Origin of the sequence: Okeania sp. SIO2B9 (assembly GCF_010672505.1) — a bacterium.
GTDB lineage: Bacteria > Cyanobacteriota > Cyanobacteriia > Cyanobacteriales > Microcoleaceae > Okeania > Okeania hirsuta.
In genome coordinates this window covers 1-11,342 of record NZ_JAAHGK010000073.1, presented here as the reverse complement: position 1 = coordinate 11,342, position 11,342 = coordinate 1, and the positions used below count along the sequence as shown (strand labels likewise).

12 protein-coding genes are annotated in these 11,342 nt (G+C 35.9%); 6 read left to right on the top strand and 6 right to left on the bottom strand.

Annotation, left to right across the window (positions count from 1 at the left end):
* Window positions 1-474 precede the first annotated feature (474 nt).
* From F6K13_RS04805 to F6K13_RS04795, 3 genes are all read right to left on the bottom strand, one after another.
* The gene (locus tag F6K13_RS04805) at window positions 475-681 is read right to left on the bottom strand and encodes a hypothetical protein (protein ID WP_287286929.1); all 207 of its coding nucleotides are present in this window, start codon (window positions 679-681) and stop codon (window positions 475-477) included.
* Window positions 682-924: 243 nt separating this feature from the next.
* Complete coding sequence (locus tag F6K13_RS04800) at window positions 925-1,071, bottom strand: hypothetical protein (protein WP_161564748.1); 147 nt, start codon at window positions 1,069-1,071, stop codon at window positions 925-927.
* A gap of 308 nt (window positions 1,072-1,379) precedes the next feature.
* Window positions 1,380-1,709 (bottom strand): hypothetical protein, encoded by a 330-nt coding sequence (locus tag F6K13_RS04795; protein WP_124147674.1) that lies wholly within the window; start codon window positions 1,707-1,709, stop codon window positions 1,380-1,382.
* An 81-nt stretch (window positions 1,710-1,790) separates the two neighbouring features.
* On the opposite strand from F6K13_RS04795, the gene F6K13_RS04790 reads away from it, so the two are divergent.
* Window positions 1,791-2,963, top strand: a complete 1,173-nt coding sequence (locus F6K13_RS04790) for a calcium-binding protein (protein ID WP_124147675.1) — start codon at window positions 1,791-1,793, stop codon at window positions 2,961-2,963.
* Here the strand turns inward: F6K13_RS04790 and F6K13_RS04785 are convergent.
* The gene (locus tag F6K13_RS04785) at window positions 2,958-3,260 is read right to left on the bottom strand and encodes a hypothetical protein (RefSeq protein WP_124147676.1); all 303 of its coding nucleotides are present in this window, start codon (window positions 3,258-3,260) and stop codon (window positions 2,958-2,960) included. The two genes, F6K13_RS04790 and F6K13_RS04785, sit on opposite strands and share 6 nt — an antisense overlap.
* Window positions 3,261-3,581: 321 nt before the next feature.
* Here F6K13_RS04785 and F6K13_RS04780 point away from each other — a divergent pair, with 321 nt between their 5' ends.
* Window positions 3,582-4,610, top strand: a complete 1,029-nt coding sequence (locus tag F6K13_RS04780) for an RNA-guided endonuclease TnpB family protein (RefSeq protein ID WP_205127662.1) — start codon at window positions 3,582-3,584, stop codon at window positions 4,608-4,610.
* An 8-nt stretch (window positions 4,611-4,618) separates the two neighbouring features.
* On the opposite strand, the gene F6K13_RS04775 is transcribed toward F6K13_RS04780, so the two are convergent.
* Window positions 4,619-4,963, bottom strand: a complete 345-nt coding sequence (locus tag F6K13_RS04775; RefSeq protein ID WP_287286926.1) for a hypothetical protein — start codon at window positions 4,961-4,963, stop codon at window positions 4,619-4,621.
* Between the two features lie 360 nt (window positions 4,964-5,323).
* On the opposite strand from F6K13_RS04775, the gene F6K13_RS04770 reads away from it, so the two are divergent.
* Together F6K13_RS04770 and F6K13_RS04765 are read left to right on the top strand one after the other, a co-directional pair.
* Window positions 5,324-6,154 carry a photosystem II manganese-stabilizing polypeptide gene (locus F6K13_RS04770; protein WP_124147677.1) on the top strand — a complete coding sequence of 277 codons (831 nt, stop codon included), beginning with the start codon at window positions 5,324-5,326 and terminating at the stop codon, window positions 6,152-6,154.
* Window positions 6,155-7,662: 1,508 nt separating this feature from the next.
* Complete coding sequence (locus F6K13_RS04765; protein WP_124147678.1) at window positions 7,663-8,427, top strand: RNA polymerase sigma factor SigF; 765 nt, start codon at window positions 7,663-7,665, stop codon at window positions 8,425-8,427.
* A 433-nt stretch (window positions 8,428-8,860) separates the two neighbouring features.
* Here F6K13_RS04765 and F6K13_RS04760 read toward each other — a convergent pair whose 3' ends face one another.
* Entirely contained in the window at window positions 8,861-9,031 is a 171-nt protein-coding gene (locus F6K13_RS04760) for an NblA/ycf18 family protein (RefSeq protein ID WP_124147679.1), read from the bottom strand.
* A gap of 239 nt (window positions 9,032-9,270) precedes the next feature.
* On the opposite strand from F6K13_RS04760, the gene F6K13_RS04755 reads away from it, so the two are divergent.
* Window positions 9,271-9,861 carry a phycobiliprotein lyase gene (locus F6K13_RS04755; RefSeq protein ID WP_124147680.1) on the top strand — a complete coding sequence of 197 codons (591 nt, stop codon included), beginning with the start codon at window positions 9,271-9,273 and terminating at the stop codon, window positions 9,859-9,861.
* Window positions 9,862-10,066: 205 nt separating this feature from the next.
* Window positions 10,067-10,822, top strand: a complete 756-nt coding sequence (locus tag F6K13_RS04750; protein WP_124147681.1) for a phycobilisome rod-core linker polypeptide — start codon at window positions 10,067-10,069, stop codon at window positions 10,820-10,822.
* The last annotated feature ends 520 nt before the right edge of the window (window positions 10,823-11,342 follow it).

Here is an 11,342-nt window from a genome sequence, read left to right as displayed (position 1 = left end):
CTGATCTATTACTAATGCTAACCTCTGAGTTCAAACTAGGTTTATTGCTTCATTAATTTATAGATTAATACTATTCTCGAAAAAAAGCAACCCTTGTTACGGTTATTCATAACTTTATTTTATTAGAAAAATTTAATATTAACCTGGAAAACCTTAATTTTAAAGACTTTGAAAGGAGTAAGAGAGTAATCTTAAACTTAAAAGACAATAATCTACTAAGGTAATTTTATAAGTATTTATTCTCAAACAATTCAATTTATATTATTTGGATTCTGTGAGAAATCCCTATTCCCTATAAGCACTAAACGAGTAGGGGAGTGAGGGAGTAGGGGAGTAGCAAACATAAGAATAATATATACTTACTACCTAATAATCGCTATTCACGTTATTGAATCCTAATAATTACTTAATCATTGAAGTCTTGCATAACTATAGAATTCTTTTTAAGAAATGATATTAAGTAGGGTTTGCTGATTAAATATCAAAGTATTGACTGGTATTAGTTTGAGCAATTTTAGGTCTGGAGGGGGTGCGAGGTTTTAGGTGGTAATGGTTCAAAAATTCAGGATTTTGGTCAAGAGTTGAGCAGAACAATCTTGGGACAAAACGCCCGCTCCTACCTCCTCGCTCGTTCCCATTTCTCCTGTCTCCTGTCTCCTGTCTCCTGTCTCCTACCCTCACCCATAAGACTTATGAGCGCAAACCCTAAATAGTCGCTCTCAAAAAAGTCAAGGTCCGGCAAGAAAAGAGTGAGGTTATGGGTATTAGATAAAAAGGTGGTGGTGCATAGTAATAGTAGAGATAGTGTGGGGAGTAGGGGAGTGTGGTAAGAAATTAAAAAATATGTATCTTTACAATTACTATTCAGGACAACCGATAAAAAACAATAAATTATTCCAACACTCTTGATTCACTTTTATCTTTTTATTTTGGGTTTAATACCCCACCGTCTACACGGTGTTGACAATTGGTTGGGGTTTGAGTCCCCATCCATTTTTTCTTCCTTCTTCCTTCTTCCTTCTTCCTTCTTCCTTCTTCTTTCTTCAATGTTTGATTACTGTTTAGTACCATTGCACACGAAAAGCTGACTGCTAATTACTGAATAGTAAATATTCAGGCTTTTATTCTCTTTAATTCTGCATAAATTACCACTGAAATAATACTCCAAAATATCGGAATTAAAACATATTGGATAAGAAGACTTAGTAGATCTTTTACCATTTCTAATTTAATTACATAAGCTGCGATAATTGTTAATGGAAATATTATCAAAAAGCCAATGGCAAATAAAATCAAGTTAACTCGAGTAATTAACCAGAAATACCCATTAGTCAATTTCCAACTATACCTAATTCCATTTACAGGTGAAACACCGTCAATTAAACAGTATGCCAATAAAAACTAAGACGTATTCCAAGATAAATCATTGGTAAAAGAAGTAAGATTAAAAAATATTGACTTGACATTAATTTAATTGGCTTAAATGTAATAGGAGCAAATACAAGCAAGGGCACAATTAATATAGGAAACGACTTTTTTATGCCTCTAGTAAATGCTTCTATTAATGTAATTTTATTTCCCTTCAGATATCGCCAAATATAAAAATAACGAATTGCAAATACCCAGGGATTAACAAATACTATCAGAAGTCTATCTAGCCAATAATCTATTGTGCTAGATTCTGAGAAAAAATTTATAATTACTGCCAACTTGTAAATTTTCCCACCTACCTACTTAAACCTGACTTTACTCAACAATCAAATTATTAGTAACATAGGAGTATCCAAAGTATGGCCAATATATCAGGAGATAACAACGATAACCTCTTAATAGGTTCTCCAGAACCTGACCTAATGGAAGGGTTTGGTGGAAATGATACCATTTTTGGTGAAGCAGGAGATGATACTCAAGATGGTGGAGAAGGAGAAGATGAAGTTATTGGTGGCATTGGATCGGACTCTTTAATTGGTGGTGAAGATAATGATTTATTACAAGGAGAAGATGGCCGCGACTCAGCATTAGGCGGTCTTGGAGATGATAGTATTGAAGGTGGTCCGGGAAATGATTTTTTAGCAGGAGAAGAAGGCAACGACTCATTATTTGGACAGACTGGAGATGACTCCGTAATTGGTAATGAAGGAATTGATTTAGTTACTGGAGGAGATGGTAACGATACATTAAGAGGTAGTCAAGGTAATGATAGTCTCTTTGGAAATATTGACGATGACGCAATATTTGGAGATAGTGGAGATGATATTGGAAATGGCAGTATAGGAAATGATTCTCTTTTTGGTGGTGATGGTAATGACTCTCTAGATGGAGGTAGTGGTGATGATACTCTATTTGGAGAAGCAGGTGATGATACTCTATTTGGAATTAATGGCAGTGATTTTATTAATGGTAATAGAGGTAACGACCAAGTTTTTGGTGGAGACAATTTGGACAATCTTCGCGGTGGAAAGGGTAATGATACAATTTTTGGAGAACAAGAAAACGACTCCCTCTTTGGTGACGCGAATAATGATTTAGTTATTGGTGGTATTGGTGACGATACATTATTTGGTGGAAAGGATGATGATACACTTCAAGGTAGTGATGGTAATGACTCCTTGTTAGGCGATCGAGGCAACGATATATTATTTGGAGATGCTGGAGAAGATACCTTAACCGGGGGCGAAGGTTCCGATATATTTGTCCTACCTGGAGAATTAGGTAATATTGATGTGATTAATGATTTTAGTCCTTTGGAAGATTTCTTCGCCTTAGATGGTGACTTAACTTTTGGCGATTTAACTTTTGAACAGGGAACTGGTTTAAATTTCAGAGATACATTAATTACTATTGATAATGGTAGATTATTAGCAGTATTAGTCAACGTTCCAGCTTCAATAATTACAGAAGAAGACTTTACAGATGTTACTCAAGCTTTACCTGAATCTACATCAGAGCAAGAAATTTTATAAATCTTCATCAGACCAATTTTCTAAAATATAGCGTAGTCTTAACCTGGGAATATAAGGCCAACCTCCCTTTGCCTCAATATCTTTAAGTAAATTGTAGAGTGCTTGACGATTATCTGGTAATGCTTGTTGAAATAAGCCTTCTCTAAGTTCTTGATGTAAACCTTCCAGAGTTCGCAGCATAGCCAACATTGCTATTGGATCGTCGTGATGATTTTTTGCTAAAGCTCTTAGTGAATGTGTCAATGATTGTAAATCATTGTGTAATTGTGTTGACTGATTGTCTGTATTTGTATCCATAATTATCAATTAATATCAAAAAATTATTTTAATAAGTTTTTACCTATTCATATAAATACCAGGCTCTAAATCAATTTGTCCTCGTATGGATAATTCAAAAATATCTTGCTTTTTCTAGATATTAATTTGATTTGAAATTAGTTACAGCGATATTCTACCTTAAGCATATTTACTTATGCAATTTTAATTTACCGAAAAGCAACGTTGAAGGCCCCTGTGTTTTAACCCGGGGGATGAAAACGAGTGAGTTGTTTAGACTAGACAACCAAAATGGTCCTGTGCTATTATTACCCACAATAAAATTTCCAATCCCCGTTTCAAATGTACTCTTGTCAGCAAGTTTTAGTAGGTAAAAATCCCGAATTAATTGCTATTTTAACATTCTTATGTGAACAGTCTCACAAGCTCACTAACATGGGAATATATTATGGTCGGCAATTATTTTTTAAGTCTTACAAAACTCTGGGCAAGTTTGACTTGGAAAAAGTCTACAAAAAGAACAATCACTATAAAGTTTTATATTCACAAGCAGCACAACAAATATTGAGAACTATAGCTGAATCATTTAGGTCTTATTATGGTTTAATAAAAGCCTATAGTGAAGGAAAAATATCAGAAAGACCAAAAATTCCTAACTACAGAAAAAAAGGGGGAATGGCTACAGTTAGTTACCCCAAGCAAGCATTAAAACTTAAAGATAATCTTCTTAGAGTTCCACTAGATAATACCTGTAAGCGCTGGTTTGGTCTAGATTGCTTTTATATTCATAAGCCGAGTAATCTCAACTTTGCTTCTCTTAAAGAACTGAGAATATTACCAAGAAATAGATGCTTTACCCAAGAATTTATCTATGAAAAAGAAGTAGTAGTTAAACCTCAATTAAATCAAGACAATGTATTAGGAATTGATCATGGTGTCAATAATTGGTTGACCTGTGTATCTAATGTCGGTACTAGCTTAATTGTGGATGGTAAACATCTCAAATCAATGAATCGTTGGTACAACAAACAAGTATCAACTATCAAAGAAAATAAACCGACTGGATTTTGGTCAAATAAACTAGCTGCAATTACTGAAAAACGTAACCGCAAAATTCGTGACGGTATAAATAAAGCAGCCAGAATAGTCATTAACCATTGTTTAAAAAATTCTATTGGTACAATTGTTTTTGGTTGGAATAAAGGTCAGAAAAATGAAATCAAATTAGGAAAAAAAAGTAATTCAGAATTTGTACCAATTCCTACAGCTAGACTGAAAGAAAGAATAGCTCAGTTGTGTTATGAATATGGAATAATATTTATAGAAACACCAAGAAAGTTATACAAGTATAGCTTCATTTTTAGATGGTGACGATCTGCCTATTTATGGTGAGAAAGCCAATGATTGGAAACCGTCACCGAAAAGAATAAAGCGATGCAGCGCCGCCAAAGGGGGTTTCCCCCATGAGCGACTGCATCAAGACAGCGTGGTTTGTATAGGAGTGGTAATAATTGTTTTGTGAATGCAGACTGTAATGGGGCTGCAAATATAATCACAAAAGTAAGCAGAAAGCTGTAGGGGCCAACGGCCGTTTGCTTCGCATAACTATCGTTAACGCCCCTACTTAAGCCAACTGTGTAGGGGCACAATGAAATTGTCCCCAGAGAGTGTATTTCAGCTAAGAATAGATGGAGCAACACCGATAAATCCGTGTTGCGTAGCATCTACTTAGAATCCCCTCGGCAGAGAGTCCAGGGGAGTAGTCAAATAACTGACTTAGGAATAAAGTAACAAGCAATGTAAAATACTATTTTGGATAAATACAAAGATAAATCAGCTTTGAATTACAGTCCTTTTTTCAGGAAATAGACTTATGTACATGAGTTTAAACACCTATCAATGCTAACAGAGTATGGAAAATTTGCTCTGACAAAAGCCACTTGGGAAGGTGAAGTACAACTATGACTCTATTGCCCTAACTTTCTTCCGGTAAAATCAAAAATCAAAAATCGTATTTTTATACTGTGTAAATAAAAAACGCAGTAGCAATGTTGATTGTTGAATATTAAATCTTGAGGTTAACAATGAGGTATCGCACTTTAATTGCTGCACTATTAGCTGTGTGTTTGAGTTTTTTGACCGCTTGCTCAGAAGGTCCAGATAGCAGTCAAACACTTACTTATGATGACATTGTCAATACTGGTTTGGCTAACAACTGTCCTGAGTTACCAGAAACAGCTCGTGGTTCCATTGCCCTTGACCGCGATAGCTCTTATATTTTGACAGATTTGTGCATACAGCCAACTGAATATTTTGTCAAGGAAGAACCTACTAACAAACGCCAGAAAGCAGAATTTGTAGAAGGAAGAAAATTGACACGATATACTTCTAGCTTAGACCAAGTAACAGGGGATCTGATCTTTGATGAAGATAACGCATTGACATTTAAGGAGCAATATGGTATTGATTTTCAGGCTATAACTGTTCTCTTACCAGGTGGTGAGGAAGTACCTTTTCTATTTACCGTCAAAGGACTTATTGCTAAAAGTCAGCCTGGTGTTTCTGCTATTAATACCTCTATCGATTTTGAGGGTATCTATAATGTTCCTTCCTATCGAGGTTCTAGCTTCCTAGATCCAAAGGGTCGTGGTGTTACTTCAGGATATGATAATGCAGTAGCTTTACCAAATCGTGCAGATGATACAGAGTTTAGTAAAGCTAATGTCAAGTTTGCAGATACCAGTCTCAAAGCTGGTGAAATTTCCCTGAGAATTTCTAAAGTAGACAGCGAAACTGGTGAAATTGCTGGTATCTTTGAAGCAATTCAGCCTTCTGATACAGACTTAGGTGCAAAAGAGGCTGTAGAAGTTAAAGTTGGTGGTACTTTTTACGGTAGGGTAGACACAGCTTCTTAAGCTAAATATTGGGTCTGAAATTAAATTGCTCGTGCAACTTATATGATTAAAGACCCTACCTATCAAAATTGAAAGTTTGTGAAGATAACCAACTGTCTCTTTTCACCTAAAAATGTCTTTTCATTGAAAGTTGTAAGGGGTAGGTTTTAGGTTCCAAAATTATAGAAAATTAAACCCTAAAAGGCTAATTTTACTCCTGGTGACTGTGAAGTTTTCAACAGTAGTTGCTCTGTAATAGTGCAGTTAAAAAATTTGCTTCCTAAAACCTAAAACTAAACACGCAATAGAAGGGTAACGACCAGAAAAAAAGAATATGTATAGAGGGGCTAAACACTCCTCTATTGTTATTAGATTTAGATTTTATTAGAAAAATATTTAAACAACTAATAAATATTATTATTGAAAATAATTATTGCTCCTATAGCAATTTCCAAGAATCGTGAGGTACAAAATTCGTTTATTTTATTTTAGGGAGTAGGGAGTAGGGAGTAGGGAGTAGGGAATAGAAAAATAACTGTATCTCAGTAACTTGAGAAACGCTATATTAAATATATTTATACTTAATTAAGTTAATCAAGTAACTACTTAGTATATAGAAAATAGATCAAACCATCGACTACGATATTGCTGATAAAAAGGCTTAGAATATAACTAAAACTATTATGAATAAATTGTGTCTAATATCACAATCCAAGATTCCAAAGCAATAATTTTATAAACATACAATTCCTAGTAGAAGATGTTTCATTAATTAATAATGGATAATGAATAATGGATAATTAACTCTTGTTAAAACCGTAACGGAACTAAATATCAGGAAATCTGATTTCTTCTCTTGGTCGATTGGATATGGCGAGGAGACCCGTTCTTGCAGACCCGCTCCGAAGTACGCCATCCCTCGACCGCTTTTTTCTCCTTAAAAGGAGAGGCTTTAAACCTTTGGGGGTTAATTATCAATTATCAATTATCAATGATCAATTGGTAAAAATATAGTGCGTATTTGATTTACCATCACTAAATTTCTATCAGAATTATTTTGAAAATTAGGTAAGTCGGAAACCACCGTCTTTTAAGTAGTGGATGGAAACGACTTGGGCAGGTTTTAACCCGTAGTCAAAAAAATGTGTTATAATTGATTGCTAAAGACACATTGACCTCTGAATCATCGTGAAAGCCTGATATCTAATGGACTATACAGGTTAAATGGTAGTTAACCGAAAAGGTGGCTAGGTGCTTGCCAGCACTCTGTTTCCAGCCGTTAGACAGCACGTTGTACCTCAGAGCGAGTGAATCAAATAACAACCAAAAAAATTAGCCTCAATGGTCGCCAGACCGGAGAGAGTAGTGGCTATTGGCACCACCTAGTTAGCTGCTCCTGTATGCGTAGTACGGTACGGTACTGGTAATTTAGCCGTTCCGAGCAATGTGGAAATCGTGGTTTTAACCTGATATAAAGCTCCTCTGAATAATTCACGCGACTGTAGTCCGTGGAGTGTCAAAATATACCTATGTCTACCACTATCACTCAAAAACTAAAAAGTAAAAACCTGGAACTGTTGCGCCAATATCAACAGTCTCCTTCTCATCATCTCCGTAATCAATTAGTTAAACTTAATGTTGGACTTGTAAGAAAGGAAGTTTACCATTGGTTGAATAGGTGTACTGAAACCTACGATGATTTACTCCAAGTAGGCTGTATTGGATTAATTAGAGCAATTGAGCGATTTGATATATCGAAGGGACGAGCCTTTAGTTCTTTTGCTACTCCTTATATCCGGGGTGAAATTCAGCATTATCTAAGAGATAAAAGTCCTTCTGTACGAATTCCCAGAAATTGGCTAGCTATGGATCGGCAGGCTACAAAAGTTATACAAGACCTCCGAGTGAAGTTAAAACGGAAACCTACAGATTTAGAGGTGGCCTCTGCATTGGATATTTCTTTAGAGCAGTGGCAAGAAATTCAATTAGCTTGTCGTAACCGTGCTCCTCTAAGTTTAGACGCTCCAGTTCAAGATGAAACAAATGGAACCACTTGTTTAGGAGAATTAGTTCCAGATACTCAGTATCGTAGTTTTCAGTTAGCTCAAGAAGACCAAATTCGTTTACAGCAAGGACTGGCCAAACTAGAAGAAGGTACTCGTAAGGTTTTGGAGTTTGTTTTTCTCTGTGATTTGACTCAGAAGGAAACCGCCGAGCGGATGGGGATTAGTGCTGTTACTGTTTCTCGAAGAATCAAGAAGGGGTTAAAGTCTTTGCAAAATATTATGCAGTAGAAGAAGGTAAGTCAAAAGTCAAAAGTCAAAAGTTAAAAGTCAGAAGAAAATTATAGTGGTCAATAAAAATCAACAATTCAGTAAGTATTTATGCTTAATATTTAACTGAGAATTTGACTCCTGATAAAGGTAAATGAAGATAATTTATATAGTATAAATACTTAAGCAAGCTACGGATTTTATACTAATTTTCATGTTACAAATTGAAGTGCGGAATGTGGGTTACAAACAAATTGCAATAACTGTCCAATAGCTAAAAGTCTTATATTATAGGTTTTTTATTCACCCTGTCGCCTGTTGCCTGCGCACAGCGCTATATTATAACGGTTCTACCGAACATGATATTAAAAGTATAAACCCCACCCATCTACTAGATATGGGCGGGGTTAGTTTTTAATACCGATATATTCTTGTCTTTATGGAGAAACATCGGTTAAATTTTGCCCTTCATCCAGTTTTTAAACAAATTCTCCTTAACCATAGTCTGTCGCAACACTTCAACTAAATACTCTTGAGCTTCTTCCCGACTTAAACCTTTCACTTGCTCCCGTAGAACTTGTAATTTGAACTGTTGCTCCATAGTTAAGCTGTTAGACATTTCCATAGTTTACTCCTTGCTTATCTAGATAATAGATATTGGCCTATATATTAAGGCCACAGTTAAGTTGATTTATTGACTCTTATGTAAATTATCGTAACATTTACTTGACATACTGTCCATAATGTACATTTTGAAACTAATTTATTCGACAAAAGTTAACATTAAATTAATAAAAGCTAGAAGTATTATGATGATTAGGCTAGAACTAATATCCTAAAAATTCTAAAGATGGAGAAGGGCAAATGGATGCAATGGAATTTTTTCAAAAGAGTGCTGGTAAATGGCGATCGCAACGAACAACCCATCATCTGGCCTTTAGACAAGCAGAAATGGGTAGTTCAGATATTCAAGTAACTAGCTTGGGTGCTGGAGATCCGAAAGTAGTAGAAATCTGTAAAATGCACGAAATTGACCCAAGTTTGGCTGCTGGAGGCGCTTTTGTTACTTGGGATGGTTCCATGGCCTGGGATAAAGATGATGAAAATCACAAAGGTTCAACTGTATTTGCGATTGTTCCAGATCCAGAAAATCCTAGAAAAGGCAGAATGTTGCGAGAACGAGGCTATGCAGAAATTGTCCCAGTAGTGGGACTGTTTGAGATGGATGATGAAGATGGACTAAATCTAATTACAGAATATGAAACTATGAGTTCTATTGAAAGATTCTGGTTTCCTAGCCCTAATCTGAGAATGCGAACCAGTGCAGTGAAGCGGTTTGGTGGATTTAATACTTCTACATTTTGTACAGAAGTTCGAGTAGAGGAAAACAACTCAGATTGTGAAATAGAAACGTCACAGAATACTGCACAGTTTTATTCTGCTTTTGGCTGGTAGATAGATAACAATATGCCCAAAGTTAGCAAATAGCTATCAAAATTGTTACAGATTGTTGCGTAAGTTAATAAAAGTGAGACTTGGATTGCCTCAATCCCTTAATCTAAAGGTTGGCTATTGATGCAATTTTTTGAATCGCAGCAAGGTTTAGTGTGCTCTGGCCACACTTGATAAATCAAATTTAATAATTTAAGGAGATTCTCACGTGGCGATTCCATTATTAGAATACAAACCTATCAGTCAAAACTCACGAGTTGCGGGTTATGAAATCCCCGGTGATGACCAACCAATGATTTATTCAGCCGAATCTTTGCCCTCTGGGTCAGGATGGGATGAGTTAATCTGGGCAGCTTATCGTCAAATTTATAGCGAACATCAGATTCTTAAGAGAGATCGCCAAATCTTCCTAGAATCTCAACTCAAAAATGGTCAACTTACAGTTCGAGATTTTATTCGTGGTTTGGTCATTTCCGATCCATTCCGTCGTAACAACTACGATACAAATAGCAACTATCGCTTTGTTGAGTTATGTGTTCAACGTGTTTTAGGTCGTGATGTTTACAGCGAAAAGGAAAAGATTGCTTGGTCTATCGTTGTAGCGACTAAAGGTATCGAAGGTTTCATTGATGAGTTGGTTAATAGCGAGGAATACCTCGACAACTTTGGCTTTGATACTGTACCTTACCAGCGTCGTCGGGTTATACCCCAAAGAGATGGAGGAGAAACTCCTTTTAACCTAAAGACACCTCGTTATGGTTTCTACTATCGGAGTATTCTTGGTTTCCCTCAAATAATTTACCAAAATGAATTACGTCGCTTTACTCCCCAAGAAAAGAAACCTACAGCAGGCAATCCTTCTCTTTATTTAGATTTAGCACGGGGTATAAACGCTCAAGGTACATCAACACGAGTTAATCTAGGTAATATCAATCTTGGTATGGTACCTTATCGTAAGATATAACTTAAGATTATTACTCTAACACCTCTGTTGAGTGGGATTAAATTTTGTAGGGATGGAATATTCGTGCAGAGTATTTGGTTAACTTGCCAAAACTAGGAACATGAGTATTCTATCCCTACAAGTTTTTAGTTACTGAAAAGAGGGAGTAGGCAGCTTTGCAGTAGGCAGCTTTGCAGTAGGGGGAAAAAAAATGATGATTTATGTGCAATAATTGATTTTATTTTTTATTACTTAGGGCTTGCTGATTAAATCTAAAAGCATTGACAGATAAAGGTTGTAGCATTTTTAGGTCTAAAAAAGTGTTAGCTTTTCGGTGGAAAAAGCTCAAAAAGCTAGTATTTTGGGACGATTATGGCAGAAAAATCAAGGGACAATTCTTACTCCTACCTCCTCTATAATTCCCATTTATCCTGACTCCTGACTCCTGACTCCTGACTCCTGACTCCTACCCTCACCCATAAGACTTTTTGCTGCAAACCCTACTTAGAGATGTCTACTGAAAAAAACAATGCTGAGTTAG

Coding starts and splice junctions, on each gene's coding strand:
- F6K13_RS04800 (WP_161564748.1), bottom strand. CDS start 1,071: ATGGTACTAAACAGTAATCAAACATTGAAGAAAGAAGAAGGAAGAAGG.
- F6K13_RS04790 (WP_124147675.1), top strand. CDS start 1,791: ATGGCCAATATATCAGGAGATAACAACGATAACCTCTTAATAGGTTCT.
- F6K13_RS04785 (WP_124147676.1), bottom strand. CDS start 3,260: ATGGATACAAATACAGACAATCAGTCAACACAATTACACAATGATTTA.
- F6K13_RS04780 (WP_205127662.1), top strand. CDS start 3,582: ATGTACTCTTGTCAGCAAGTTTTAGTAGGTAAAAATCCCGAATTAATT.
- F6K13_RS04775 (WP_287286926.1), bottom strand. CDS start 4,963: ATGCTACGCAACACGGATTTATCGGTGTTGCTCCATCTATTCTTAGCT.
- F6K13_RS04770 (WP_124147677.1), top strand. CDS start 5,324: ATGAGGTATCGCACTTTAATTGCTGCACTATTAGCTGTGTGTTTGAGT.
- F6K13_RS04765 (WP_124147678.1), top strand. CDS start 7,663: ATGTCTACCACTATCACTCAAAAACTAAAAAGTAAAAACCTGGAACTG.
- F6K13_RS04760 (WP_124147679.1), bottom strand. CDS start 9,031: ATGGAAATGTCTAACAGCTTAACTATGGAGCAACAGTTCAAATTACAA.
- F6K13_RS04755 (WP_124147680.1), top strand. CDS start 9,271: ATGGATGCAATGGAATTTTTTCAAAAGAGTGCTGGTAAATGGCGATCG.